Genomic DNA, 25,431 nt, shown 5'->3' with positions numbered 1-25,431 from the left:
GAACCGCGCTCATGCCGCCGTTTTCGGCAGCCGCCGGTTCCCGTATGGCTGCTCGCGACCCTTACTGGTTGCGCCGCAGCCGCGACAACACTTCCATGCTCGGATGGCCATCCTGCTGCATGCCGATCTTGGCCTGATAGGTCATGATCGCGGACCGCGAGCCGGATCCGATCTTACCATCGAACTTGCCCGTATAGTAGCCATACTGCGACAGGCGCTGCTGCAGTTCCTGCCGCTCGACGAAGCTCAGCTTCGTGAAAGGCCGGTTCCAGTCCTGCACCATCCCGCCATAGCCAGCGATCTCGTCGGCGAGCAGGCCGACCGCCAGCGCGTATTTGTCGGCATTGTTGTAGCGCTTGATCACCGAGAAGTTCTTGATGACGAGGAAGGCCGGTCCCTGACGGCCGTCGAGAACCTTCAGTTCCGCCTGATCCGAACCGCTGACGAAAGGTTTGCCGTTGGCGCGCTTCACGCCGATCGAGGCCCATTTGTCGAGCGACATCGAACCGCTGGGGAACTTGCGGCCCGGCGGCAGCACCACCTCGTACCCCCATGTGCGGCCGCTCTGCCAGCCGTTCTTGGCGAGCAGGTTGGCGGCGGTGCCGAGCGCGTCGGGAACGGAGCTCCAGATGTCGCGCTTGCCGTTGCCGTCCATGTCGACCGCATAGGCCTGATAGCTGGTGGGGATGAACTGGGTGTGGCCCATGGCGCCGGCCCACGAACCGGTGAGGTGGCTCTCGTCGATGTCGCCGCTTTGCAGGATCTTCAGCGCGGCGATCAGCTGGGTGCGCGCGAACTTCGCCCGCCGCTTGTCGGCATAGCCGAGCGTGGCCAGCGAACGCACGACGGAGCGCATCACGTCGTCGCGCTTGAGGATTTCGCCATAGTTCGATTCCATCGACCAGATGGCGAGCAGAATGTGGCGGTCGACGCCGAAGCGCTTTTCGATGCGGTCGAGCCATGGCTTCCACTGGCGTGCCATCTGGCGGCCGGTGGCGACGGATTCGTCGTGAACGCGATTGTCGAAATAGTCCCAGGTGGGTGCCACGAATTCCGGCTGGAAGCGGGCTTTCTCCAGAACCACGGGATCTATCTCGGTAATGCCCCGGAAGGCGCGGTCGAAGGTGGCGCCGGAGACGCCGTTCTGCGTCGCCGTGGTGCGGAAGCTTGCCACCCACTGGCGGAAGCCGGCATCGGCAAAGGCTGAGCCTGCCGGAAGCATGAGGGCGAGCGACAGACCTGCCACGGTCAGGGCGCGCAGGAAGGGGCGTGCTTTTCGATCGGACATCTGGTTCTCCTGAGATATGCCGGAAAGCCAATCCATTGCAGGAATTGGGTTAGGATTTAGTTTACCATAGGCCTGACAGAGGAACGAAAATGAGGGCAGGCTGTTTACTCCACGTAACCGCCGGAAGCTGTCAGATTCCGGCTGTTCAGTATTCCTCAATTTCGCCATGCGAATGTTCCGTACGGTGGCGGCAAAAAAGAGAGTGAGACGCTGAGATTATGAAGAAAGTAAGAAAGGCAGTCTTCCCGGTCGCGGGACTGGGCACGCGCTTCCTTCCGGCCACGAAGGCCATTCCGAAGGAAATGCTGACGGTGGTGGACCGGCCTGTCATTCAATATGTTGTCGATGAAGCGCGCGAAGCGGGCATCGAGCATTTTATCTTTGTCACCGGACGCAACAAGGCGGTGATCGAGGACCATTTCGATATTCAGTTCGAGCTCTACGACACGCTGGAACAGCGCGGAAAAACCGAGGTGCTGGAGCGCCTGCAGCAGTTGCAGCCAGCACCGGGCCAGACCAGCTTCACCCGCCAGCAGGTGCCGCTCGGGCTTGGCCATGCGGTATGGTGCGCGCGCGAACTGGTCGGAAACGAGCCGTTTGCCCTGCTTTTGCCGGACATGATCATGCAGTCGCGCAAGAGCTGCCTCGCCTCCATGGTCGAGCTTTACGAAAACACCGGCTCCAACATCGTGGCCGTGCAGGAATGCGATCCGGCCGAGGCCCATAAATATGGCATCGTCGGGCGGGGAGAAGCGGCCCATTCGGGGTTCCGCATCACCGAGATGGTGGAAAAGCCGGCTCCGGGCACCGCACCTTCCAACCTCTACATCAATGGTCGCTATATTCTGCAGCCGGAAATCTTCAGCATTCTGGAAGGGCAGGAGAAGGGCGCGGGCAACGAAATCCAGCTCACTGACGCCATGCTGCGTCTGGGCAAGGAACAGCCCTTCTATGGCTATCGCTACGAAGGGCGCACCTATGATTGCGGCTCGCCTGAAGGATTTGTCGAGGCCAATGTGGCTTTCGCCCTGTGGCGCAGTGACCTGAGCGCTTCGATGGCCGGCTCGATCCGCTCGCTGCTCGACGAGATCAAACCTGCGTGATCGGCAACCGCATGTGACTTAACGGCGGGCGGCAGTGAACCGCCCGTTTCGTTTTTTGAGGCTTCGGTTCAGATGCGGTTTCGGTCTGACGACCGGTCTCAGCGTCTTGCGGTGATGCCCAGATAGACACTGTTGGTTTTGGAATCCCGGCCCATGATATTGCTGTCCAGCGTCTCGTGACGGGCGCGCACGGTCAGGCCCATATAGCGGTTCATCCACCATGTCAGGCCGGCTTGGGCGCTGTAGATGAGATCGCGCTGATCCGATCCGCTGTAGTCGCGCCAGTCGATGCCAAGTGCGGCATTGGCTGTCAGGTTGGCGCGGATCTGGCGATCGCCGGTCAGACGGAGCGCGTAGAGCACCGACCCGCTTTCGCCCGGCGTCGTGCTGCCCTCAAGTGTTGTCGTGCCGCGCAGTCCGATATTGGTGCCGCGCTGCGGCGACCATCTGAGCGTCGCATCAAGCGCGGCTGCCGAAAGGGCACGGAGGCGATCGTCGTCGAAGCTTTCGCGCAGCCAGCCGGCGGCTATTTCGCCGCCCAGCTTCTCGCCGAGGTCGAATTCCGTGCCGATGCTGGCGCCGATACGGTCGGCGGAGCGGCGATAGGTGCCCGGATCGACACGCTCGTCATAAATGCGCCGCCCGCCTTCGATCTGCACGAACGGGGTAAGTGCGGGCGAAATCTCGTAACCCGTGCGCAGCCTTGCCGTGTAAAGCGTCGAATCGCGATGTTTCTGCGAAAGCGTTCCAACCGATGAGAGCTTCGCGTCCTCGTAGAGGTCGCGCTGAACTTCGCCGGTAAGGCCGAGGCGCAATTTGCCGAGAGACTTCTCCACACCGACGCTGCCGTCGATCCTGTGGCGCGTCGGCTGCGAGGCCGTGCCGGTGATGGCGACCGGCGACGAGGCGGATTCTGGCGAGCTTTCATAGCCGAGCCGTGCAATGGCGCGCCAATCCCGGTCGAGATCAAGATTGAGCGTGGCATCGATCCGGCCCCGTACCTCGTCCAGATGCTCGCCGGAAACGGATTTGCGCCAGGTCGTGTAGCCTGTGATGTCGGCTGAATGCCTGTTCCAGTCGGATACGGCGCCGATGCGCAGCGTCGTGTCGGAAAGCACGGCAGAGCCGCCGCCCGCACTGCCGCTGGCGTTCGATGTCGCAGTCAGGCCTTGTTCGAATGAGGGGCGCAGCATAAAGCTGCCCATTCTGATGCCGGGTGCCGCAAACGGATCGTCATCGAAGCTGCCGGTTCCGCGTTCTATGGCTCCGGTGCGTTCCTCACGCATGTTGGTTCGCGAAATCTCTTCCGGATTGACGGCACCTGTGCGCGGGTTTGGAGCCTGTCCTTCCTCGCGCTCTTCTGTCACCGCTGCCGCGCGGCGACGGGTGGGCGCGGGTTCGGGAGGCGCATCGAGTGCCGCATCGACCAGCGGGTCGACGCCCGGCGCGATGTTCGCGTCTGGTGGGGATTCGGAGCCTGCGCCGGAGGTGGCAGGCCGGTAGGCGGGTGCCGGAATGCCCCGCTGACGCTCCTGCTGCCTGGGTGAAGCGGAGGTTCCGCGCAACTCCATATCCTGAGCCGACGATGGCGCGACAGGTATCAGAAAACTCGTCATCAGAAACAGCGCGCCGAGTTTCCCGGCACGCTGAACGGTTCCGAATCTGGAGTTCAAACGCGGCATCACCACCTCAAAGGCGCGGGCGCGCCATGCTTACCGAACCGTAAACGGTGATGGTTAACGGAGGGTTGAATGGAGGTTCGCATGAGGTCGTCAGGAGCAAATTATTGGACATGAAGCGTATGAAGCGCTAAGCGCACGCCCATGACCGATACCAGCGCTTCCGATCTGCGGCACCCGACCGTGGAATCCGCACTCCGCACCGTCGCGACCGGGCAGGCGGGATTGCTTGCTCTGACCGATGCCCTGCAGAACGGACTGGCCGGGCCTTTCCGGCAGGCCGTCGACACGATTTCGGCCATAAAGGGCCGGGTCATCGTCACCGGCGTGGGCAAGAGCGGGCATATCGGTTCCAAGATCGCGGCCACGCTTGCCTCGACGGGCACGCCGGCTTTCTTCGTGCATCCTTCCGAGGCCAATCATGGCGACCTTGGTATGATCGCCCCCAACGACGCGATCATTGCGCTGTCATGGTCGGGCGAGACGGCGGAATTGAAGGGCATCATCGCCTATTCGCGCCGTTTCTCCATTCCTATGATCGCCATTACTTCCGGTGCGGAATCGGCTTTGGCGCGGGCGTCGGACGTGGTTCTGCTTTTGCCGCGTGTTGCGGAAGCCTGCCCGCATGGGCTGGCGCCGACCACCTCTACCCTGCTGCAACTCGTGCTTGGCGATGCGCTGGCTATCGCGCTTCTGGAGGCGCGGGGCTTCACGCCGGAACACTTCCGCACCTTTCATCCGGGCGGGCAGCTTGGCGCGAATCTGACGCGGGTTTCGGAAATCATGCGCGTCGGGGATCAGATTCCCGTGGTCAGGCCGGGCACGGGAATGCCTGAAGCCATCGCGATGCTCGCGCAGAAACGCGTGGGTTGCGTGTGCGTGGTGGATGATGCCGGCAAGCTGGTGGGCATCATCACCGACGGTGACCTCGCCCGCAATCTGCATCGTGATCTGACCCGCACGACCGTCGACGATGTGATGACGCGTTCGCCGAAGACCATTGAGCCGGATATGTTCGCCGGCTCGGCGGTGGCTCTGCTCAACCAGCATTCGATCAGCGCGCTGGTGGTGGCCGAGGAAGGCCGGCCTGTCGGCATCCTGCATTTCCACGATCTGCTGCGCGTTGGCGCTGCCTGATCCGTCAGGCTGCCGGACATTCCTTTTAAAACGGGCCTTTTAAAAAGGGTCTTGACCTTCCAGCGCTGGAAGGTGGCAGGAAGGTCTGCGCCAATGATTGCGGCGGGGGTCAGAACCTGCTGAGAAGGGATGCCTGCATGAAGGGATTAAGCCGTCGCACTGTTCTGGCTCTGGCCGGATTCGGGATCGGGCTGGCGCTCGGCGGCGGGCGCGTATTTGCCGCGCAACAGGTGGTTGAAGTGGCGCGCTCGCCTTCCTGCAATTGCTGCGGAGCATGGATCGACCATATGAGGGCCGAGGGCTTTACCGTGCGCGACCGGCTGGTCGAGGACCTCGATCCTCTCAAGACCGCGCTCGGTGTTCCCGCCTCTGTGCAATCCTGCCACACGGCGGTCATCGACGGCTACGTCATCGAGGGTCATGTGCCGGCGCGCGAAATTCGCCGCCTGCTTGCCGAGCGGCCGTCCGCCATCGGTCTCGCGGTGCCGGGGATGCCGGTCGGTTCGCCCGGCATGGAAACCGGCGGAACGCCGGACGCCTATGACGTGCTCATCTTCGGTGCCGAGGGTGCGCGCAGCTTCGCCCGTTACTGACGGGCGAGGAGCTTCTATTCGGCCTTTTCCACCGTCAGTTCGAGATCGGTATCAGCCGCGGCAATGACGCGCACGCGCGTGCCGGCCGGCAGGTCGGGTCCGCAGACACGCCACAGGGTGTCGCCGAGCTGGATGCGGCCGCGCCCGTCGCGGATCGGCTCGGCCAGCGTGGCGGTGCGTCCGATCATCTGCTCGCTGCGACGGTTCAGCAGAGGCTGGTCGGTGTCGCCCTGACGTGACACGACGAATTTCTTGCCGAAATAGGCCGATGCCAGCGACAGGATGAGGAAAAGCAGAACCTGCACCTGCCAGCCCCAGAAGCCTGCTTCCCACAAGGCAAGCGACGCGGCACCGACGATGAGCGCGGCAATGCCGATCCACAGCAGGTAGACGCCCGGCGCGAAGATTTCGAGGCCGAGCAGAACGAGGCCGAGAACGACCCAGTTCCACGGGCCGAGTTCTGAGATGATGGGCGCGATCATGGCTTCCGCCTGTTGCTGGATCTCACGAGTCGGTGGACCGAACCACCGGCGGGCGTGCACCGGACTGGCGTGCGCCGGCCGAGCTGCCGCCATTGCCGAACACTTCTTTGGTGATCTCGCCGATGCCGCCCAGCGTGCCGATCAGGGCCGAGGCTTCCATCGGCATCAGCACCACCTTGGAGTTGGTGGCCGAACCGATTTTCGCCAGCGCTTCAGTGTATTTCTGGGCGACGAAATAGTTCAACGCCTGCAGGTCGCCCTTGGAAATGGCTTCGGAAACCACCTGCGTGGCGCGGGCTTCCGCCTCTGCCGCGCGCTCACGCGCTTCGGCGTCACGGAAGGCGGCTTCGCGCCGGCCCTCTGCTTCGAGAATCTGCGATTGCTTGAGACCTTCGGCGGTCAGGATCTGGGCGCGCTTGTCGCGTTCGGCCATCATCTGGCGGGCCATGGAGTCCACCAGATTGGCGGGCGGGTTGATGTCCTTGATCTCGACGCGCGTGACCTTGATGCCCCATGGATGGGCTGCCTCGTCCACCACGCGCAGAAGGCGCTCGTTGATGGTGTCGCGGTTGGAGAGCAGTTCGTCGAGGTCCATCGAGCCCATGACGGTACGAATGTTGGTCATGGTCAGGTTGAGGATGGCGTTTTGCAGGCCCGCCACCTGATAGGCGGCCTGCGGGGCGTTCAGCACCTGGTAGAAGGCGACGCCGTCCACGGCGACGATGGCGTTGTCGCGGGTGATGATCTCCTGCGTCGGAACATCGAGCACCTGCTCCATCATGTTCATCTTCGCGCCGACGCGGTCTACGAAGGGAACGATCAGGTTGAGGCCCGGGGAGAGGGTGCGCGTATAGCGCCCGAAGCGCTCGACGGTGAAGTTGAAGCCCTGCGGCACCGTCTTGATGCCCGCGAACAGCACCAGCAGCACAACCACCGCCAGCACCACTATGACAATATCGAACCCTGCGAGCATCGCCCGTTACCTCTCGAAAGCATTTGCTGTCGAAAGACATTTAGAGCATTGCCGGCCGAAGTGGAAACCGCCTGCTGCAAAAACAGCGGCTTCACACAGGTTCGGTGTCCGGAAAGCAGGATAAGGCTGGGATCAGGCCCAGCCGGCCAGTTCGCGGCGCACCAGAGTCTCGATGACGGCCATGCCTTCGGGGCTGTCGTTCAGGCACGGAATATGGCTGAACTTCTCGCCGCCGGCATGAATGAATTCCTCGCAAACCTCGCGGCCGATCTCATCGAGGGTCTCGATGCAGTCCGATACGAAGCCGGGATTGAGGACGGCGATGCGCTTTATCCCATCCTTTGCCAGTTTCTCGACCGTGGCGTCTGTGTAGGGTTGCAGCCATTCCTGCGCGCCGAAGCGCGACTGGAAGGTGGTCATGAGCTTGTCTTCGCCCCAGCCCAGCTTCTCGCGCAGCAGGCGTGTGGTTTCCAGGCAATGGCGCCGGTAGGGGTCGCCCTTGTCGGAAAAGGCTTTCGGAATGCCGTGGTAGGAGGCGAGGATCACCTCCGGCTCGAAATCGAGTGTGGCCAGATGTTTCCGGATCGAGGTGGCGAGGGCTTCGATGTAAACCGGCTCGTCGTAATAAGGCGGTATGCTGCGAACGGCGGGTGCGCGGCGCATCTTCATGAATGCGCGGAAGAGCTGGTCGTTGGCGGTGGCGGTGGTGGTGGCCGAATATTGCGGATAAAGCGGGAAGGAGACAATGCGGTCGCAGCCGCGCTCCACCAGCTTCTTCGCCACGCTGCCGGTCGACGGGTTGCCGTATCGCATGGCCCAGTCGACGGTGACGTTGGCCAGATCGCGCAGGGAAACCGACAGTTTCTCGCTCTGCGAGCGGGTGAAGGTGTGCAGGGGCGATTCGTTGCGCTCGCGGTTCCAGATGCGCGCGTAGTTCTCGCCGGATTTCTTCGGACGCACCGTCAGCACGATGCCATACAGGATCGGATACCAGATCAGCTTGTTCAGCTCGACGATGCGCGGATCGGACAGGAATTCCCGCAGATAGCGCCACATCGGCTTGAATTCGGTGCCGTCGGGCGTGCCGAGATTGAGCAGCATCACGCCGACCTTGGCGGTGCGGACCGGAACCTGCCGGGAAACAGGCTGGCCGGGCTGGGCCGCCGGCGATTTGACGGCAGCGGCTTCTGTCTGATCGATCTGTGTCATGCGCTCGCTTTCTCCACGAGCCGCAGAACCTAGCGCTGTCTTGCGAGGATGCAATGCAGCGTCTGGCCGCACCCGCATGCGGCGGACGATACGCCGCATGTCTGCTCGGGATCAGGAGGCTCAGGCGCGGCGCGTCAGGACGAAATTCTGGCCTGTGGCGCTGGTGCAGTTGAGCTGGCTGGTCGATACCATCAGGCAGTTGAAGCTGATGGGCGACTGGCGGATCAGCGAGGTGCCGCTGATCTCGACCGAATTCGGGCCGGTCATGCGGTAGCTGCCGTCGGACAGCTTCTGGCCCGTGTCGGTGGCGACCGTCTGGAACGCGCCTCTCGAGAAGGTGGAAAGACCGGTGCCCTGCGCATCGATCCACGAGCCGTCGACACCGTTGCGCGCCGCGACCGGTCCGCCAGGAGGCGGTGGGGTCGTCGTACACGAGGCCAGCGCACCGGCCGTCAACATGATCAGGCCTGCGTTTGCAACTTTACGGGCAATGTTCATCCTGGGCATCTCCTCGATCCGCTTCTGTTCAATCGCGCGATTTAGGCTCGATTGCAAGCAGGGCAACCGGGAAGGGCACAAGCCTATCTCACCAATATGTTGCGGAACTGCCACGGATCTTTGGCGTCGATGCTTTCGGGGAACATGCCGGGGCGGTTCTCGAGCGGCGTCCAGTCGGTATAGTAACCGTTCACAGGCCCGAGATAGGGCGACTGGATCTCAAGGCAGCGTCTGAAATCCATCTCGTCGGCCTCGACGATGCCGGCTTGCGGGTTTTCCAGTGCCCAGACCATGCCGGCAAGGACGGCGGAGCTGACCTGAAGGCCGGTGGCATTCTGATAGGGCGCCAGCTTGCGCGCTTCGGCGAGCGAAAGCTGCGAACCATACCAGTATGCGTTCCTGTCGTGACCGTAGAGCAGCACGCCCAGTTCGTCGACGCCGTCGAGCAGCTCCTTTTCTTCCAGCACATGCTGGGTGGCCTGCGGCTTTCCGGCGGCGCCGAACATTTCGTGCAGCGACAGCACCGCATCGTTGCACGGGTGATAGGCGTAGTTGCAGGTCGGCCGGTAGTGGACCTTGCCCTTCTTGCCGTGGAGCGTGAAGAAATCCGCGATCGAGATGGCTTCGTTATGGGTGACGAGGAAGCCATATTGCGGCCCGGGGGTAGGGCACCAGCTCCGCACCCGGGTGGTGGCGCCGGGCTGATCCAGATAGATACCCGCCCCACAGCCTTTCTTGTGGCCGCGGGCATTCTTCGGCATCCATTTTTCGTGCGTGCCCCAGCCGAGTTCGGCCGGCTGCAACCCCTCGGCGATGAAACCCTCGACCGACCACGTGTTCCAGAACGTATCCAGCGGTTTCGGCTTCTTCGCGCGCTGCGTGTCGCGCTCGGCGATGTGGATGCCCTTCACGCCGGCATCGCACATGAGCTTCGCCCAGCCTTCGCGGTCGCCCGGTGCGGGTGGCTCGTTGGCATCGAGGCCGAGATCCCCGGCAAGATTGACCAGCGCCTGCTTGACCAGCCACGAAACCATGCCGGGATTGGCGCCGCAGGTGGAAACCGCGGTGGTGCCGCCCGGCCGCTTGCGCTTTTCCTTCAGCAAGGTTTCGCGCAGCGCATAGTTGGTGCGCGAGGCGTTGTCCGCCTTCTCGTCGAAATAGAAGCCGAGCCATGGCTCGATGACCGTGTCGACATAGAGAACGCCCAGTTCGCGGCAAAGGCGCATGAGATCGACGGAACCGGTATCGACGGACAGGTTCACGCAAAAGCCCTGACCTTCGCCGGCCGTGAGCAGCGGGGTGAGCAGTTCTTTGAAATTGTCCTGTGTCACGGCCTCCTGAACGAAGGCGATACCGCGATCGTCAAGAAGCTTGCGGTTGGTGTCGCGCGGATCGATCACCGTCAGGCGCGATTTGTCGAAGCTGAAATGGCGCTCGATCAGCGGCAGCGTGCCGCGACCGATGGAGCCGAAGCCGATCATGACGAGCGGGCCGGTAATCTCGCCGTAAACCGGCCATTTCGAGTTTGCCATTCTTCGCATGCTCCCTGTTGGATCGCGTTCGGCAGGCTTGCCGCAGGACGGCGCAACAATCACAGATCTTTGTCACATACCAGTGAAAGGCGGCGCGTTCGACAGTTGCGGCCCGATCAGGCCGCTAAATCTCGATATATGGTGAAGCGATAGCCGTCTTTCTTCAGGGAAGAAACGTCGCGGGGATCAGGCCACGCAGCGCATTGCCCACATAGACCGCACTTGCCGATCGAAGCGATGAGGCCGGGATCACGCCTTCCACGGCGCGCCCCTGATCGATGAGTTCACCGCGCAACACGCCGGCAAGCAGGCCGCAACGCAAGCGGGGCGTGACGAGAACTCCATCGCCGAAATCGACGAACAGGCTGGTGATGGTGCCTTCGCAGACCTCATCGTGTTCGTTCATCAAAAGCACTTCGTCCACTTCAGATAAGGGATATTCCGCACGGGCGCTTTCATAGAGCGTGCGCCGCGTCGTCTTGTGGCACAGCAGCGGGTCGTTCGAGGACAGGCGCGTCCGCGCCAGCCGCAGGCGCCAGGCCGTGCCTTCCGGCAAAGGCTGAAAAGGCTGGGCGGTGGCCGTGACCGTGCCGTCATGGCTGAGCAGCAATCGCATGCGCAGCGCCGTTGTTGCCCCGGCAGAGGCGTTCTCCAGTGCCTGAACGGCCTTGTCCGCGTCGCAGGAAAAACCGAGTTCGAGGGCCGAGGCGGCAAGCCGCGCCAGATGCCGGTCGAGCCGCAGGAAGCCTGCTTCGGGCTCCCGGCGCAGCGTCTCGATCAGCTCGAAGCCGGGACCGTTCCGGTCGCGAAGCGGGCCTTCAGCAGGCATTCGCGGTACTCCTCCTCAGCCGTGGAATCATACACCACGCCGCCGCCGACATTGTAGACGGCCTCGCCCTGGGGGTAGAGCGAGATGGTGCGGATGGCGACCGAAAAGCGCATGGCGCCGCCGGGCGCGATCCAGCCGATGGCGCCACAATAGACGCCGCGCGGACTGGTTTCGAGGTCCCGCAGCACTTCCATCGCCCTGATCTTCGGCGCGCCGGTGATAGAGCCGCAGGGAAAAAGGGCCGCAAAAATGCTGCGCAGCGAAAGGTCCGGCAAAAGTCTGGCCCGTACCCGGCTCACCATCTGGTGGACCGTGGGATAGCTTTCGATGCGGAACAGTTCCGGCACATCGAGCGAGCCTACTTCGCTGATGAGGGAAATGTCGTTGCGCAAAAGGTCGACGATCATCCGGTTTTCGGCCTGGTTCTTCTCGTCGTTGCGCAGGAATTCCTTCAGCCGCTCGTCTTCTTCCGGCGTGGCTCCGCGTGGCGCGGTGCCTTTCATCGGATGGGTCTCGATCCAGCTTTCCCCGTCGATCTCGAAGAACAGCTCGGGCGAGCGCGACAGCACGATGGGACCCGCGCCGAGATTTGACAAGGCGCCGTAGCGCACGGGCTGGCGCTCGGTCAGCGCATCGAACGCGGCCAGCGGATCGCCGGTCCATTGCGCGTCGACCGGGAAGGTCAGATTGCCCTGATAGCAGTCACCCTCGCGAAGATGCCGGTGCAGGCGCGAAAACCGTTTCTCGTAATCGGCGAAGGACCAGCGTGCCTGCGCATCATGAATGGGGCCGTTGGTGGCCGGCCGTGCCGGCTCAGGTGCCTGCCGCTCCAGCGGCCCATCGAAAACACCGATGCACAGCAGGGGCGCACGCCTGCCATCGGGCAGGCGCGGCACAAGCTTGGGCTCCAGCAGGTATCCGGCCTCGTAGGAAAAATAGCCGGCCAGCCATTTCCCGGCCTCGTGAGCTGCCTGCAGCCGCTCCCATGCGGGCTCGAATTCATCGGCGGCAAAGGGAGCTACGATCTCGGAAGGCCGCGAAAACAGCTTTTCGCTGCGCGCGGGATCGTCGCGGAACAGAATGAAGGACGTGTCCGGCACCTTGCACCCGTTCTCAGGCAGCGCTGTCCAGAGCTTCAAGCTCGTCGATCAGCGCGGAAATAACACCGAGCCCGCCCTGCCAGAAGCCGGGATCGGTGGCGTCGAGCCCGAATGGCTTCAGGAGTTCGGAATGGTGCTTCGTGCCGCCGGCGCGCAGCATGTCGAAATACTTCTCCTGAAAGCCGCTTTCGGCGTTCTGGTAGACGGCGTAGAGCGAGTTCACCAGGCAGTCGCCGAACGCATAGGCGTAGACATAGAAGGGCGAGTGGATGAAGTGCGGGATATAGGCCCAGAAGGTCTCATAGCCTTCGCCGAGCCTGATCGCCGGGCCGAGGCTTTCGGCCTGCACCTCCATCCAGAACTGTCCAAGCTGTTCAGACGTCAGTTCGCCGTTGCGGCGCTCTGTGTGCACCTTGCGCTCGAACTCGTAGAAGGCGATCTGACGCACGACGGTGTTGATCATGTCCTCCACCTTCTGGGCCAGCATCGCCTTGCGCTCGCGCTTGTCGGTCGTGCGCTCAAGCAGCGAACGGAAGGTCAGCATCTCGCCGAAGACAGAGGCGGTTTCGGCTAGTGTCAGCGGGGTGGAGGCCATGAGCGCGCCCTGCGCGCCGGCCAGCACCTGATGTACGCCGTGACCCAGTTCGTGGGCCAGCGTCATCACGTCGCGCGGCTTACCCATGTAGTTGAGCAGCACATAGGGGTGGACGGATGGCACCGTCGGATGCGCGAAGGCGCCCGGCGACTTGCCGGGGCGGGTCGGCGCGTCGATCCAGTTCAGATCGAAGAACTGGCGGGCAATGTCGGCCATCTTCGGCGAAAAGCCGTTATAGGCGTCGAGAACGGTGCTCCTGGCGTCGTTCCAGCCGATTGTCGCCTGCGGTGTTTCGGGCAGGGGCGCGTTGCGGTCCCAGTGGTTCATCGTTTCCATGCCAAGCCAGCGGGCCTTCATGGCATAATAGCGGTGAGACAGGCGCGGATAAGCCTCGCGCACCGATGACGCCAGCGCGTCCACCACCTCGCGCTCGACGCGATTGGCGAGGTGGCGGGAATCGGCGATGTCCTCGAAACCGCGCCAGCGGTCGGAGATTTCCTTGTCCTTGGCCAGCGTGTTGGTGATCAGGCTGAAGGTGCGGATGTTCTTCGAGAAAGTGGCGGCAAGCGCTTCGGAAGCCTTGCGGCGCACTTCCCCATCCGCATCCTGCAGGCGGTTCAGCGTGGGCTCCAGTGTCAGTTCCTCACCGTCGATCTGGAAGCGCAGGCCGGTCATGGTCTCGTCGAACAGGCGGTTCCACGCGCCGCGCCCGGTGACGGATTTTTCATGGAAAAGCTGCTCGACGCGATCTTCGAGCTGATAGGGCTTTTCCTTGCGCAGATCCTCAATCCATGGCCGGTAGTGGCCGAAGCCTGCATCTTCCGACAGCGCTTTTTCAATCAGCGCATCGTCGATCTTGTTCAGTTCCAGACCGAAGAACAGAAGATGGGAGCCGGCATCGGTCAGCTTCTGCTGCACGTCGCCGTAGAACTTGGCGCGAACCGGATCGGCCGTGTCGCCGGTGTAGAGCAGACCTGCATAGGAGCCGATGCGGCCGGCCAGCTCGTCCAGCGCTTCATATTCGCGCATGGCTGCGCCCAGCCCGCCCTCGCTGCCGCGTTCGGCTTCTGCCGCGAGACTGCCTTTCCAGCGGGTTTCGAAGGCGATGGCATCGGACGCCGCCTTTTCCAGATCGCGCTTCAGTTCCGGTGCGTCGTGGCTGACATAGAGATCGGAAAGGTTCCACACCGGCAGGTCGCCGAGATCCGCCTTCGCCTGCGTGGCGGAGGACGCGGCAAACTGTCTTTCCGGGAAACTTGGCATGGGAAACCTTTCGATCTGAAGTTCTATAGTACAGCGGCCGTTTGGCCGGCGGCGAAACAATTCATTCACCGGCTTTCTTGAAACCTTATTTAGAACCCTGTGCCACGTTGATCCATAGGGGAAAATCAAAGGCGGGCTGTTCGGGCGTTCATGTCAGGTTCCGTGCTCATAGTCGACGACGATCCGGTCCAGCGCAGGCTGCTGGAGGCGGCGGTCTCGAAATTCGGCCATAAGGCCGTGGTTGCCGATGGCGGAGAGGCCGGCCTTCGGGCTCTCGACGGGGGAGGCGACATTTCGGTCGCGATCCTCGACCTGTCGATGCCGGGGCTGGATGGGATCGGCGTGCTCAGGGCCATGCGCGAGCGCGATATCCGCGTGCCGGTCATCGTCCAGACGGCGCAGGGTGGCATTGAAACGGTCGTGCAGGCCATGCGCCATGGCGCTTTCGACTTTGTCGTCAAGCCGGCATCGCCGGAGAGAATCCAGTCGGCCATCACCGGTGCGCTGAAGGTCGGTGCGGCCGAAGGAGAGACGCGACGGGTGGCGCGCTGTGCCGCCGGCATACTCACCTTCACGGATTTGCTGACCCGCAGCCCGGCAATGGAACGCGTGCTGCGGCTCGGCCAGAAGGCCGCAGCCTCGCGCATTCCGATCATGATCGAGGGCGAATCCGGCGTCGGCAAGGAGATGGTGGCACGCGCCATACAGGGCAGCAGCGACCGCCGCACGAAACCTTTCGTCACCGTCAATTGCGGCGCCATCCCCGAAAATCTCGTCGAAAGCATCCTGTTCGGCCATGAGAAGGGCGCTTTCACCGGCGCCGCGGATCGCCATACCGGCAAATTCGTCGAGGCGCATGAGGGCACGCTGTTCCTGGACGAGGTGGGCGACCTGCCTCTCGATGCGCAGGTGAAGCTGTTGCGAGCGGTGCAGGAGGGCGAGGTCGATCCGGTCGGCGGTCGCCAGACGGTGAAGGTCGACATCAGGCTGATCTCGGCCACGCACCGCGACCTGATCCAGCAGGTGCGGGACGGCAAATTCCGCGAAGACCTGTTCTACAGGCTGAACGTTTTTCCAATTCTGGTGCCGCCGCTGCGCGAGCGCCGGGAAGACATTCCGCTGCTGGTGAAGCATTTCATTAAGCAGGTGGTCGTCGACCATCCCCCGCGCAGCATATCCGATCGTGCTCTCTCGCTGCTTGAGGCCTATGACTGGCCGGGAAATATCAGGCAGCTTGAAAACGCTGTTTTCCGCGCCTCTGTGCTCTGCGAAGGGGATGTGCTGACGGAAGAGGAATTCCCGCAGATCCGCGCACAGGTGGAAGGGACGATCGACCTTGACCGGGAGCGCGGAACTGGCGGGGAACCGCCCGGTCCAAGCCCGGATGAAGCACCGGCTGAGGCCCCTGCGCAGCCTTCGGAAGCGGAATTGCGGCCGGGCCTTCTTCCCATGCTGGACGCGCGCGGCCATGTGCGCGCGCTCTCGGTGGTCGAGCTTGAAATGATTCGTTTTGCGATCGAACACTACAACGGCCGCATGAGCGAGGTGGCACGCAGGCTGGGTATCGGCCGCTCGACCCTTTATCGCAAGCTCAGGGAATATGGCATCGACCCGGAAACCGGGCGTGCCGTGCGGGTCGAGACGGCGTAAGCCTGTCACGTTAGCTCTTTGTTAACGCATTATAAATGGCTTGTTTACCATGCGCGGCCATGTGCGTTTTTGGCCGTGCGGTTGCCACGCTGTCACCGCATTTGGTCTTCAATAAGGGACCATTAACCATTAGGATTGATATTCGGATTTGGTTAATCCATATCCGTTTGCTCAAATCCGGGGACAAACGGCAGCCTGCAAGGCCTTTTGATTTGAACAGAAGCGAGCGACACATCAACGGTCGGCATTCCTGCGGAACCCTCACCAGATGGGTGGTTGCGGCGGTATGCGCTTTCGGTCTCTATTCAGTTTCTTCTACAGCCGCGCATGCGGAGGTGAGGACGCTGAAGCTCCACAATCTCCACACCAAGGAGAAGGCGGAGATCGTGTTCAAGCGCAATGGACGCTACGATCAGGATGGCCTGAAGAAACTCAACGTTTTTCTGCGTGACTGGCGCCGCAACGAGCCCACAAAGATGGATCCTCGCCTGATGGATCTTGTCTGGGAGGCTTACAGGGCCACCGGATCGCGCGAATATATCCATGTCGTCAGCGCCTACCGCTCGCCCGCGACCAACAACATGCTGCGTGGCCGCTCGAAGGGCGTTGCCCAGAAAAGCCAGCACATGCTTGGCAAGGCGATGGACTTCTTCATTCCCGGCGTGCCGTTGAAGAAGCTGCGCGACATCGGCCTCAAGATGCAGGGCGGCGGCGTCGGCTATTATCCGACATCGGGATCACCCTTCGTTCACATGGACGTCGGTAATGTCCGTCACTGGCCGGGCATCAGCCGCAAGGAGCTGGCGAGCGTGTTCCCCGACGGCAAGACGCTGCATGTCCCGAGCGACGGCAAGCCGCTGCCGGGCTATGAGCAGGCTCTGGCTGCCTACAAGTCGCGAAATGCGGCCGGTGCGCCGGCAATCGCTCTGGCCGGCCCCACCACATCGGGCAAGTCGGGCAAGTCCGGAGGCCTGCTGGCAGCCCTGTTCCGCGGTGGCGGAGCTGATGAGGACGAGGATAACAGCGTGGCCGTTGCGGCAGCGCCTGCGCCGAAGAAGCCGGTTGCCTCGGCGCCCGCTTCCGCGCAGGCAAAGCAGCCGGCAGAGCCATTGCCCGGCATTGCCGTGATCTCGCCTGATCGGGCCAATCGTGCCGAAATTCCACAGCTCGCGGACGAACCGGTGCAGGAAACGCCTGAGACGATCATCGCCGCACTGCCTGTCAGGAGCATTCCTGTTCCGGGCGCCGCGCCGCGACCCAGGGCAGAGGTTGGCGTTCAGACGCCGGATCAGGTTCCGTTCGGCGTTGCCGACGTCAACCCGATCCAGACGGCGGCTGTGCCACCGGCGAATGTTCCGTTCGCTCAGGCCAGCGCCGAGCCGCCGCCGCAGGTCGCCGCGAATGAAAGTGTGCCGGTGCCGAGTTTCCGGCCGCGTGAAAGCACGGCTTCGCAGAACCTGACCGCACTTGCAGCGCTGGAAGTCGATGAAGCTCTTCCCGCTTCGGACGCCGTGGTTGCCGCCGTGCCGACCGCCCGCCCGAATGACGAGGTCAAGGCATTGCTGGCTGAAGCGGAAAAGAAGACGGAGGATCTTGCCGAATATCAGGTGGCGGCCGTGCCGACGCCGCGCTCGGCTTTTGTCGATCCCGCCGGTGTTGATGCTGCACCTGCAGCCTCTCCACGCTCGGCAGCCATCGCAATGCCGGCCGATCCGGCTGGCGCGATCGGCGGCTCGGTCAAGACCACCCGCAAGGCTGCCCGCCCGACGCCCGATGTAGCGAAGCCGGAACCTAAGGCTGTGGTTGTTTCCGCAGAGCCGAAACTTGCCCGCTGGGCGCTCAATTCCGGCGAGCATGTGGAAAAGGCCGCCAACGCCACGACCGCGCCGCGCTATGCCTATAATCTGGTGCGCACGGCGCCGACCGAGGTCTACACCACCGGTTTCCAGGCCCGTAACGAGATGGGGAAAGCCAATCAGTTCACCGGAACGGCCGTGAACTTCCTGTCGGTGGCGAAGTTCGAAACCAAGGTCAACTGAGGTTTCTGCCGCATTAATGCGACACCAGATGTTTCTATCTGGCTGCAAAATACTCTGGCGGCCGGTGACGGTTGGGACCGTAAAGCAGGCAAGGCACCCTGCAAATGCGGGTGAACTGAATTCCCGACGGATGGGTCGGGGTCGGTCTTTAAAGAGATCGGCGCGAGGACAATAAAAAAGGCCACCCCGGAACGGGGTGGCCTTTTTCGTATGAAAATCAGGCGGCGCGCGTACGTTCGTTCCGCTTCCGGCGGCCGGATGCGGTGATGGTGCCGCAGGCGCCATCCAGCGCGTCCTGCTTGAGTTCGACCGCCAGCAGGCGGTGACGCTCATAGGGGCCGGGCATCGCCAGCTCCCCCGTGCGCTCAGCCGAAAAGCCGAAGCGGCCATAATAGGGCTCGTCGCCGACCAGCAGGATCGCGCCATGGCCGAGATCGCGCGCCTCGGCGATCGCCTGCCGCATGAGGGCGGAGCCGATGCCGGCGCTTTTCACGGACGGTTCCACAGCGAGCGGGCCAAGCAGCAGGGCCGGCCGGCCGCCGGCGCCGAGGGTGACGTTCCACAGGCGCACGGTTCCGAGAACCGCGCCATCGGCCGAGCGGGCGACCAGCGCGAGACCCTCTGCCGGCAGGCGGCCGCGGCGCAGCGCCTCGGAGGACTTGCGCTTGCGTCCCGGTCCCATGGCGCGGTCGAGCAGAGCCTCGCGCGCAGCCTTGTCGGCCGGACGTTCGGCTTCGATGGCGAAAGCCGGCAGGTCATGAACTGCACCGGCAGTTCCGAAGATGTTGAAATCAGCAGAGGCGATGGCGAGGCTGTTCATATCCGCGATCCTTCACAGGCGGAGTTTTTCCACGAGCGAACCCGCGCGCCGGAGACAATTTCACCGGCGCACGGATGATCTGACGAGCCCGGAGCCCGTCAGATCACGTAGGATCGGAGGGGCTCGAAGCCGTTGAAGGCGACCGCCGAATAGGTGGTCGTGTAGGCGCCCGTGCCCTCGATCAGCACCTCGTCGCCGATGGTCAGCGACAGGGGCAGGGGATAGGGCTTCTTCTCGTACATCACGTCGGCCGAATCGCAGGTCGGCCCGGCCAGCACGCACGGTTCCATCGCATCGCCGTCACGCGGGGTGACGATCGGGTAGCGGATGGACTCGTCCATGGTCTCGGCCAGACCGCCGAACTTGCCGATGTCGAGATAGACCCAGCGCACATTGTCGTTGTCGGCCTTCTTCGAGATCAGGACGACTTCCGACTTGATGACGCCGGCATTGCCGACCATGCCGCGGCCCGGCTCGATGATCGTCTCGGGAATGCGGTTGCCGAAATGCTTCGACAGCGCATCGAAGATCGCCTGTCCATAGGCCTGAGCGGCGGGAACGTCGGTCAGGTAACGGGTCGGGAAACCGCCGCCCATGTTGACGAGTTTGAGCACGATGCCTTCAGCCGCCAGCTTGCCGAACACGTTGGCGGCGTCAGCCAGCGCGCGGTCCCACGAGGTGAGGTCCGTCTGCTGCGAGCCGACATGGAACGACACGCCATATGCGTCGAGGCCGAGCGCTGCGGCATGGCGCAGCACGTCGACGGCCATCGCCGGAGCGCAGCCGAACTTGCGCGACAGCGGCCATTCAGCCCCTTCGCCGTCGGTCAGAACGCGGCAGAACACCCGGGCGCCGGGAGCGGCGCGCGCGATCTTCTCCACCTCTTCGACGCAATCCACCGCATAGAGCTGAATGCCCAGCTCATGGGCGCGGGCAATGTCGCGCTCCTTCTTGATGGTGTTACCGAAGCTGATGCGGTCGGGCGTGGCGCCGGCATCGAGCGCCATCTCGATCTCGGCGACCGAGGCGGTATCGAAGGACGAGCCCATCGATGCGAGCAGGCGCAGGATCTCGGGCGCAGGGTTAGCCTTCACCGCATAGAAGATGCGCGACTGCGGAAGCGCCTTCTCGAACGCGCGATAGTTCTCCTGCACGACGTCGAGATCGACGACGAGGCAGGGACCGCTCGGGCGGCGGGTGGCGAGGAAATCGAGGATACGCTGAGTGGCCATGGGGTCTTCTCCATCGCGCCGGACAAGGCGCGCACAAAGGCTGCGTCGAGCGGGCACGCAGCCTCGCATGAACGCGGTGGACAAAGGCGGAAGAGAATTTGCGGGGAGCCGGCCGGTGGAGACACCGGAACCCCGAAACGCCTTTCCGCGGCGGTGAGCTGAAGCCTTGCCCGGCTCCGGCTCGCTTTGTCTGCCTTGGCTTGGATGGGAGTTCCCAACCGCACTGCCGGCAATGAAGGTGTGCCTCTTCAGTAACCCCGATCTATGGACGATCGGCAGACACCAGAAAGGCCCGCACCGTCGTTGCTTCAAGGCGTCCTCGATCATGTGGTTGGCCACTTGATCGACCGGGCTCGTTATTTCCCGGGTACCGTCCCGATTGTCCTCGCCATTCGAGGAACCGGGGGACGCCCACAGGCACGTGCGACTTTGGGCAAGCGCGATATAGGAACAGCGCATGTCACAATCAACTCAAATCTTTGAGTGCCTTGAAAAAATTCCGGCATCGAACAATCCTGCCATCATCGTTTCACTTTTGGAGACGATGGCTGCGCCTGTTATCCGGCGGAAGGAAGCCTCATGGACACGCTGACACGCATGCGCGCATTCATAGATGTGGTGGAGGCCGAGGGTTTTTCGGCCGCCGCACGCAAGATAGGGCGGTCGAAGGCCCTGCTTTCCAAATATGTGCGCGAACTTGAGGACGAGCTGGGCGCGCTTTTGCTCAACCGCACCACGCGCCAGTTCTCCCTCACCGAGGCCGGCCACACCTATTACCGGCGCGCTTCCGAGATCGTCCGTGAGATCGACAGCCTTGCTGATTCGGTGCGCGAATCATCCGGCGACGTGCGCGGGCGAATCAAACTGTCGGCGCCGCGTACCCTTGCCGACGCGCCCATCGGTCAGTCGCTGGTCGATTTCGCCAAGGCCCATCCCGACATCGTGCTGGAGATCAGGCTCGACGACCGCTTCGTCGATCTGGTCGAAGAGGGCTTCGACCTCGCCATCCGCATCTCGCGGCTGGAGAGCTCGTCGCTGATCGCCCGCAAGCTGGCGCCGTTCAGGGTGATGATCTGCGGTTCGCCGGAGCTGCTGGCCGCGCATGGCAGGCCCGCCAGGCCGCAGGATCTCGCCGGCATGCCCTGCATCGTCGACACCAATGGAAGGTGGCTGTCGAACTGGCCCTTCAAGGGCGAGGGCGGCGAGACGATCAGCGTGTCCGTGGCCGGCCCCATTGAGGTCAACAGCCCGATCGCCGCGCGCGCGGCCGCCGTTTCCGGCCTCGGCTTCGCCGGCCTGCCGGATTTCATCGCCGAACCGGAGATCGCCGCCGGCCGGCTGGTGCCGGTTCTGGAAGACCGGATCCTGGAAGGCGGCGGCATTTTCGCGGTCTATCCGCACCGACGCTATCTGCCGGCCAAGGTGCGTGTTTTCGTGGATTATCTCGCCGACTGGTTCAAAACCCGCGCGGCGCCATGACACATCTGTCATGGTTTCGTGCGATTGTCCCATTTTCGCCCGCTTTGTGATAATCCTCGGGCACGCAGCAAGACAGGGAACACGAACCTTCATATGTCCTTCAAACGCACAGTGCTGAAGGCCGGGGCCGCGATTGCAGCCCTGCTTGCATGTACGGTTCCCGCAAGCGTGCATCCGCATGTGTTCGCCGAAGCGCGGCTCGACGTGGTACTTGGTCCCGATCACCAGACGGTGAAGGCGCTGCGCCATCTGTGGCGCTTCGACGACCTGTTTTCCTCCACCGTTCTGATGGAGTTCGATGCCAATGCCGATCTCAAGCTTGATGCCGACGAGCTCGAGCAGGTAGCTAATACCATCCATGCCTCGCTTGCCGACTTCAACTATTTCCAGATGGTCACGGTGAACGGCAAGGATGTGAAGATGAAGCCGCCACCCGGCATCATGGCCAATTTCGAGAACAACCAGCTCATCATCCTGTTCGAATCAGAGCCTGAGACACCAATCCAGCTCACCGGAGATATTCGCCTCGGCGTTTACGATCCGACTTTCTATACAGCCATCGATTTTATCGACGACGCCAACATGGCGGTGGAAGGCCTGCCTTCCTCCTGTGTTCGCACGGTGATCCGTCCCGATCCCGACACCGCTCTGGCGGAAAATCAGCAGACCCTGACCGAAGCGTTTTTCAACGATCCGGCAGGAACCGACATGAGCAGGATTTTCGCGACCAAGCTGGAGCTCAAATGCCATGCGTGAGGACCGTACCTTGAGCAAGATCTTTATACGCGTAACTTTCGCCCTGCTGGCAGTGGCCTATGTGCTGTCGCATTTCGCCGTCCAGGCCCATGCGCAAAGCTCGCTCGGCATCGGTGCCAACGAAGCCGTCATCCCCTCCGGCGGCATGTTCTCCGGGCTGATGATCTGGATCAATCAGCATCAGCAGGCGTTCTACCGGTCGCTGTCATCCGCCATGAAAGCCCTGCGCGACGATGGCGGTCAGGTGTGGGTGCTGGTCGGCCTGTCCTTCGCCTATGGTATTTTCCACGCGGCCGGTCCCGGCCATGGGAAGGCAGTGATTTCGTCTTACATGCTGGCCAACGAGGTGGCGCTGCGTCGCGGCGTGGTGCTGTCCTTCATCTCGGCATTCCTGCAGGCGGCAACCGCCATTGTGGTCATGCTGCTTGCCTATTTCGTGCTGCGCGGCACCTCCATATCGATGACCAATGCCGCGCAGTTCCTTGAAACTGCCAGCTATGTCTTCGTTACGTGCTTTGGTGCATGGCTTCTGTGGAAGAAGGCTGGGCCCGTGGTGAGGCGCATGATCGGCGCTGCCCCTGCCTACAACCTCTCGGCGGCAAGCGTTCCGCACGTACACCATGATCACGCCGACTGTGACGGACACCATCATAATGGTGAGCATTGCAGCCATGGGCACCATACGCATGATGATGCACATCATCACCACGATCATGCGCACCATCATCATGACGAGGGCATGGTGTGCTCCAGTTGCGGCCATTCGCATGCTGTGGACCCCGCGCTTCTTTCCGGCGAACGGTTCGACTGGCGCACCGCATGGACGGCCATGGCGGCTATCGGCCTGCGGCCATGCTCGGGAGCGCTGATCGTGCTGTCCTTCGCCCTGCTGAACGGGCTGTGGGTGGCGGGCATCCTGTCGGTTCTGGCGATGGCGCTGGGCACCGCCATCACCGTCTCGACGCTGGCCGTTCTGGCGGTGACGGCGAAGAACTGGGCGGTACTGCTGGCCGGCGGCGGCAGGCTCGGCAACCGCATTCACGCCACGATCGAGATCGGCGCTGCCGCTTTCATCTTCCTTGTCGGCGTGACCCTTCTGTCGGCCAGCCTCAGCGTCTGAGGACTCAGCCGTTGCCGTTCTGGCGGCGCGAGCGCAGCCAGAAAAACAGGAACGGTGCCACCAGAACAAGCCCGATGACGACGGCGCCCAGAACCGGCGATATGGCGCCGACCGCGATCATGATCTGCGGCACGAAATAAAGGAATGTCCCGAACACGGCCAGAATCAGGAAGGTGGCAATTGCCGTCTGTCTGGTTTCGCGGGTCATGGTCGTTCCTCGGTGGAGTGCGGCTGGCGCCAGCCAGCCATGTCAAACATCATGAACCCTGCTTTGCCACGTTGTGCTGCGAATGACCATGGTGTTCGTCCTCGTTGCCATGGCAGTCTGCGCAGCAACCGAGTTCGGTTTCGACCGTCGCATGGTCTACGCCATGATCTGAAGCCAGCCTTCGCTTGATAGCCGAGACCGTCTCATGGGCGTCGGCTCCTTCGTCCAGCCGGGCGTGAAGCGTGGCCATATGCTTCGAGCCGTCGAGAGACCACAGATGCACATGATGGACGTCGCGCAAGCCCGCGATATTGGCCGTGAGATCGGCCGCGACCGCGTCGCGGTCCAGCGTTTCGGGCGTGCCTTCCAGCAGGAGATGGGCAGCCTCGCGCATCAGCCGCCAGGCGGTGGACAGGATGATGACAGCCACCAGCACAGACAGGATCGGATCGATCGGGTACCAGCCGGTGGCGATGATGATGAGTGCGGCGGCAATGGCGGCGACCGAACCCAAAAGATCGCCCAGCACATGAAGGATGGCGCCGCGCATGTTGAGGCTTTCGCGGTCGCCGCCATGCAGGATCAGGAAGCCCGCAACATTGACCACCAGCCCGAGCGTCGCGACCACCAGCATCGGTGCGCCGAGCACCTGCGGCGGCTCCTGAAAACGCTGCCACGCCTCATAGACGATCCATATGGCAATGACGAAAATGGCAATGCCGTTGGTATAGGCAACCAGCGTCTTCACGCGTCCGAAGCCGTAGGACATGCGGGCCGTGGCCGGGCGTTCGGCCAGATGGAACGCATACCACGCCAGGCTGAGCGCCAGCGTGTCGGTGAGCATGTGGCCGGCATCGGCAAGCAGTGCCAGCGAATTGGTGAAGATGCCGCCCAGCGCCTCGGCGATCATGAAGCCGCCCGTCAGGCAGGCGGCGATCATCACCCGGCGCTTGTCGGTGGCGCCGCCATGGTCATGCGCATGGTTATGGCCGGCATGATTATGTGCCGCGTGACCGTGCGCTGTTTCGCCAGCCTTGTGCGAATGGGCCATGCTCGCCGCCTTTCGAGGCTCAGGTGACGGCGCGGAATTCCTCCAGCCGCCGGATCTGTTGTCCGTCCGAATCGAAATTGGATGGGTCCAGCCAGGAAATATAGGCGCTTTTCAGCGCCGGCCACTCCTTGTCGATGATCGAATACCACGCTGTGTCGCGATTTGCGCCCTTCACCACCATGTGCTGGCGGAAGAGACCTTCGAACGTGAAGCCGAAACGTTCGGCGGCGCGTTTCGAGGGTTCGTTGGCGTTGTTGCACTTCCATTCATAGCGGCGATAGCCGAGTTCATCGAAGACATAGGAGGCGAACAGGAATTGCGCTTCGGTGGCGGCCGGCTTGCGCGAAACCAGCGGACCCCAATAGATGTTGCCGATCTCGGCCACGCCGTTATTCGCATCGATGCGCATCAGGGTCTGGCGGCCGGCGACCTTGCCGCTTGCCTTGTCGATGACGGCGAAGAACAGCGGATCGGGACTGGCCTCGGCCTTCTCCAGCCAGGGTTGGAAGGCGGCGCGATCCTGAGGCGGCAGTTCCGGCAACCAGGCGAAGCGCGATCCGGCATCCGCGACGGCAGACGCCGCGAACAGTTCGTCGCCGTGGCGCGCGGCCTCCAGCGGCTCCAGCCGCACCGTGCGGCCTTCCAGAATCGTGCGCCCGGGGCGCGGTCTTGGCTGCCAGTCGCTCAGATCGTCTGCCATGCTTGCTTCCCTTCCTCTTTGCGGTGAGGCTCACAGGAAAATGCGGGGGTAGGCAAGAACCAGCACGATGCGGGACCTGTTCCAGGGCGAGAAGG

Annotated in this window: 23 protein-coding genes; 8 read left to right on the top strand and 15 right to left on the bottom strand. The window is 62.9% G+C overall.

The annotated features are described in order from the left end of the window. Window positions 1-61 precede the first annotated feature (61 nt). The gene (locus tag AC5XE7_RS10460; protein WP_495365970.1) at window positions 62-1,288 is read right to left on the bottom strand and encodes a lytic murein transglycosylase; all 1,227 of its coding nucleotides are present in this window, start codon (window positions 1,286-1,288) and stop codon (window positions 62-64) included. A gap of 218 nt (window positions 1,289-1,506) precedes the next feature. Here AC5XE7_RS10460 and galU point away from each other — a divergent pair, with 218 nt between their 5' ends. Beyond that, a complete protein-coding gene (galU, locus tag AC5XE7_RS10455; protein ID WP_183831836.1) occupies window positions 1,507-2,391 on the top strand; it encodes a UTP--glucose-1-phosphate uridylyltransferase GalU in 885 nt (294 codons plus the stop codon). Between the two features lie 98 nt (window positions 2,392-2,489). Here the strand turns inward: galU and AC5XE7_RS10450 are convergent, their stop codons facing one another. After that, window positions 2,490-4,007: an outer membrane beta-barrel protein gene (locus AC5XE7_RS10450; RefSeq protein ID WP_495917752.1), complete on the bottom strand. Its 1,518-nt coding sequence runs from the start codon at window positions 4,005-4,007 to the stop codon at window positions 2,490-2,492. 207 nt (window positions 4,008-4,214) lie between these two features. On the opposite strand from AC5XE7_RS10450, the gene AC5XE7_RS10445 reads away from it, so the two are divergent. Next, window positions 4,215-5,207 (top strand): KpsF/GutQ family sugar-phosphate isomerase, encoded by a 993-nt coding sequence (locus AC5XE7_RS10445; protein ID WP_183831834.1) that lies wholly within the window; start codon window positions 4,215-4,217, stop codon window positions 5,205-5,207. 137 nt (window positions 5,208-5,344) lie between these two features. Then, window positions 5,345-5,800, top strand: coding sequence for a DUF411 domain-containing protein (locus AC5XE7_RS10440; protein ID WP_495365968.1), 456 nt, complete (start codon window positions 5,345-5,347; stop codon window positions 5,798-5,800). 14 nt (window positions 5,801-5,814) lie between these two features. On the opposite strand, the gene AC5XE7_RS10435 is transcribed toward AC5XE7_RS10440, so the two are convergent. From AC5XE7_RS10435 to AC5XE7_RS10400, 8 genes are all read right to left on the bottom strand, one after another. Beyond that, the gene (locus AC5XE7_RS10435; protein WP_495365967.1) at window positions 5,815-6,282 is read right to left on the bottom strand and encodes an NfeD family protein; all 468 of its coding nucleotides are present in this window, start codon (window positions 6,280-6,282) and stop codon (window positions 5,815-5,817) included. Window positions 6,283-6,304: 22 nt separating this feature from the next. Further along, window positions 6,305-7,255 (bottom strand): SPFH domain-containing protein, encoded by a 951-nt coding sequence (locus AC5XE7_RS10430; protein ID WP_183831831.1) that lies wholly within the window; start codon window positions 7,253-7,255, stop codon window positions 6,305-6,307. Window positions 7,256-7,387: 132 nt separating this feature from the next. Beyond that, window positions 7,388-8,464: a ferrochelatase gene (gene hemH, locus AC5XE7_RS10425; protein ID WP_495365966.1), complete on the bottom strand. Its 1,077-nt coding sequence runs from the start codon at window positions 8,462-8,464 to the stop codon at window positions 7,388-7,390. 120 nt (window positions 8,465-8,584) lie between these two features. Continuing rightward, window positions 8,585-8,962, bottom strand: a complete 378-nt coding sequence (gene omp10, locus AC5XE7_RS10420; protein ID WP_495365965.1) for an outer membrane lipoprotein Omp10 — start codon at window positions 8,960-8,962, stop codon at window positions 8,585-8,587. A gap of 83 nt (window positions 8,963-9,045) precedes the next feature. Continuing rightward, entirely contained in the window at window positions 9,046-10,494 is a 1,449-nt protein-coding gene (locus AC5XE7_RS10415; protein WP_495365964.1) for a homospermidine synthase, read from the bottom strand. A 163-nt stretch (window positions 10,495-10,657) separates the two neighbouring features. Continuing rightward, entirely contained in the window at window positions 10,658-11,323 is a 666-nt protein-coding gene (locus AC5XE7_RS10410; protein ID WP_495365963.1) for an aminotransferase class IV family protein, read from the bottom strand. After that, window positions 11,272-12,423 (bottom strand): aminodeoxychorismate synthase component I, encoded by a 1,152-nt coding sequence (locus AC5XE7_RS10405; protein WP_495366052.1) that lies wholly within the window; start codon window positions 12,421-12,423, stop codon window positions 11,272-11,274. The genes AC5XE7_RS10410 and AC5XE7_RS10405 overlap by 52 nt, the downstream gene beginning before the upstream one ends. 13 nt (window positions 12,424-12,436) lie before the next feature. Next, window positions 12,437-14,281 carry a M3 family oligoendopeptidase gene (locus AC5XE7_RS10400; RefSeq protein WP_495365962.1) on the bottom strand — a complete coding sequence of 615 codons (1,845 nt, stop codon included), beginning with the start codon at window positions 14,279-14,281 and terminating at the stop codon, window positions 12,437-12,439. A 150-nt stretch (window positions 14,282-14,431) separates the two neighbouring features. Here AC5XE7_RS10400 and AC5XE7_RS10395 point away from each other — a divergent pair, with 150 nt between their 5' ends. Next, window positions 14,432-15,931 (top strand): sigma-54-dependent transcriptional regulator, encoded by a 1,500-nt coding sequence (locus AC5XE7_RS10395; protein ID WP_495365961.1) that lies wholly within the window; start codon window positions 14,432-14,434, stop codon window positions 15,929-15,931. A gap of 272 nt (window positions 15,932-16,203) precedes the next feature. Continuing rightward, window positions 16,204-17,970, top strand: coding sequence for a peptidoglycan L,D-endopeptidase MepK (locus AC5XE7_RS10390; RefSeq protein WP_495366051.1), 1,767 nt, complete (start codon window positions 16,204-16,206; stop codon window positions 17,968-17,970). Window positions 17,971-18,187: 217 nt separating this feature from the next. Here the strand turns inward: AC5XE7_RS10390 and AC5XE7_RS10385 are convergent, their stop codons facing one another. After that, a complete protein-coding gene (locus AC5XE7_RS10385; protein ID WP_495365960.1) occupies window positions 18,188-18,790 on the bottom strand; it encodes a GNAT family N-acetyltransferase in 603 nt (200 codons plus the stop codon). A gap of 98 nt (window positions 18,791-18,888) precedes the next feature. Next, window positions 18,889-20,022, bottom strand: coding sequence for an ornithine/lysine decarboxylase (gene odc2, locus AC5XE7_RS10380; protein ID WP_183831822.1), 1,134 nt, complete (start codon window positions 20,020-20,022; stop codon window positions 18,889-18,891). Between the two features lie 579 nt (window positions 20,023-20,601). Here odc2 and AC5XE7_RS10375 point away from each other — a divergent pair. The 3 genes from AC5XE7_RS10375 to AC5XE7_RS10365 all read left to right on the top strand — a co-directional run bounded on the left by AC5XE7_RS10375 (window position 20,602) and on the right by AC5XE7_RS10365 (window position 23,377). Next, window positions 20,602-21,501: a LysR family transcriptional regulator gene (locus tag AC5XE7_RS10375; protein WP_495365959.1), complete on the top strand. Its 900-nt coding sequence runs from the start codon at window positions 20,602-20,604 to the stop codon at window positions 21,499-21,501. A gap of 93 nt (window positions 21,502-21,594) precedes the next feature. Then, window positions 21,595-22,257: a DUF1007 family protein gene (locus tag AC5XE7_RS10370; protein WP_495365958.1), complete on the top strand. Its 663-nt coding sequence runs from the start codon at window positions 21,595-21,597 to the stop codon at window positions 22,255-22,257. 10 nt (window positions 22,258-22,267) lie between these two features. Then, window positions 22,268-23,377: a nickel/cobalt transporter gene (locus tag AC5XE7_RS10365; RefSeq protein ID WP_495365957.1), complete on the top strand. Its 1,110-nt coding sequence runs from the start codon at window positions 22,268-22,270 to the stop codon at window positions 23,375-23,377. Window positions 23,378-23,381: 4 nt separating this feature from the next. Here AC5XE7_RS10365 and AC5XE7_RS10360 read toward each other — a convergent pair whose 3' ends face one another. From AC5XE7_RS10360 to AC5XE7_RS10350, 3 genes are read right to left on the bottom strand one after another with little or no spacing between them, the layout of a single operon-like run. Then, complete coding sequence (locus AC5XE7_RS10360) at window positions 23,382-23,585, bottom strand: hypothetical protein (RefSeq protein WP_239799440.1); 204 nt, start codon at window positions 23,583-23,585, stop codon at window positions 23,382-23,384. Window positions 23,586-23,634: 49 nt separating this feature from the next. Beyond that, window positions 23,635-24,636: a cation diffusion facilitator family transporter gene (locus AC5XE7_RS10355; protein ID WP_495365956.1), complete on the bottom strand. Its 1,002-nt coding sequence runs from the start codon at window positions 24,634-24,636 to the stop codon at window positions 23,635-23,637. 19 nt (window positions 24,637-24,655) lie between these two features. Beyond that, on the bottom strand, window positions 24,656-25,336 hold the full coding sequence (locus AC5XE7_RS10350) for a GNAT family N-acetyltransferase (RefSeq protein ID WP_495365955.1): 681 nt from the start codon (window positions 25,334-25,336) through the stop codon (window positions 24,656-24,658). Window positions 25,337-25,431: the final 95 nt, after the last annotated feature.

The organism is Aquamicrobium sp. YD-1-mutant5, assembly GCF_059509755.1.
This window is presented reverse-complemented; position numbering and strand designations above follow the sequence as displayed.

Coding starts and splice junctions, on each gene's coding strand:
- AC5XE7_RS10460 (WP_495365970.1), bottom strand. CDS start 1,288: ATGTCCGATCGAAAAGCACGCCCCTTCCTGCGCGCCCTGACCGTGGCA.
- galU (WP_183831836.1), top strand. CDS start 1,507: ATGAAGAAAGTAAGAAAGGCAGTCTTCCCGGTCGCGGGACTGGGCACG.
- AC5XE7_RS10450 (WP_495917752.1), bottom strand. CDS start 4,007: ATGACGAGTTTTCTGATACCTGTCGCGCCATCGTCGGCTCAGGATATG.
- AC5XE7_RS10445 (WP_183831834.1), top strand. CDS start 4,215: ATGACCGATACCAGCGCTTCCGATCTGCGGCACCCGACCGTGGAATCC.
- AC5XE7_RS10440 (WP_495365968.1), top strand. CDS start 5,345: ATGAAGGGATTAAGCCGTCGCACTGTTCTGGCTCTGGCCGGATTCGGG.
- AC5XE7_RS10435 (WP_495365967.1), bottom strand. CDS start 6,282: ATGATCGCGCCCATCATCTCAGAACTCGGCCCGTGGAACTGGGTCGTT.
- AC5XE7_RS10430 (WP_183831831.1), bottom strand. CDS start 7,255: ATGCTCGCAGGGTTCGATATTGTCATAGTGGTGCTGGCGGTGGTTGTG.
- hemH (WP_495365966.1), bottom strand. CDS start 8,464: ATGACACAGATCGATCAGACAGAAGCCGCTGCCGTCAAATCGCCGGCG.
- omp10 (WP_495365965.1), bottom strand. CDS start 8,962: ATGAACATTGCCCGTAAAGTTGCAAACGCAGGCCTGATCATGTTGACG.
- AC5XE7_RS10415 (WP_495365964.1), bottom strand. CDS start 10,494: ATGGCAAACTCGAAATGGCCGGTTTACGGCGAGATTACCGGCCCGCTC.
- AC5XE7_RS10410 (WP_495365963.1), bottom strand. CDS start 11,323: ATGCCTGCTGAAGGCCCGCTTCGCGACCGGAACGGTCCCGGCTTCGAG.
- AC5XE7_RS10400 (WP_495365962.1), bottom strand. CDS start 14,281: ATGCCAAGTTTCCCGGAAAGACAGTTTGCCGCGTCCTCCGCCACGCAG.
- AC5XE7_RS10395 (WP_495365961.1), top strand. CDS start 14,432: ATGTCAGGTTCCGTGCTCATAGTCGACGACGATCCGGTCCAGCGCAGG.
- AC5XE7_RS10385 (WP_495365960.1), bottom strand. CDS start 18,790: ATGAACAGCCTCGCCATCGCCTCTGCTGATTTCAACATCTTCGGAACT.
- odc2 (WP_183831822.1), bottom strand. CDS start 20,022: ATGGCCACTCAGCGTATCCTCGATTTCCTCGCCACCCGCCGCCCGAGC.
- AC5XE7_RS10375 (WP_495365959.1), top strand. CDS start 20,602: ATGGACACGCTGACACGCATGCGCGCATTCATAGATGTGGTGGAGGCC.
- AC5XE7_RS10370 (WP_495365958.1), top strand. CDS start 21,595: ATGTCCTTCAAACGCACAGTGCTGAAGGCCGGGGCCGCGATTGCAGCC.
- AC5XE7_RS10360 (WP_239799440.1), bottom strand. CDS start 23,585: ATGACCCGCGAAACCAGACAGACGGCAATTGCCACCTTCCTGATTCTG.
- AC5XE7_RS10355 (WP_495365956.1), bottom strand. CDS start 24,636: ATGGCCCATTCGCACAAGGCTGGCGAAACAGCGCACGGTCACGCGGCA.
- AC5XE7_RS10350 (WP_495365955.1), bottom strand. CDS start 25,336: ATGGCAGACGATCTGAGCGACTGGCAGCCAAGACCGCGCCCCGGGCGC.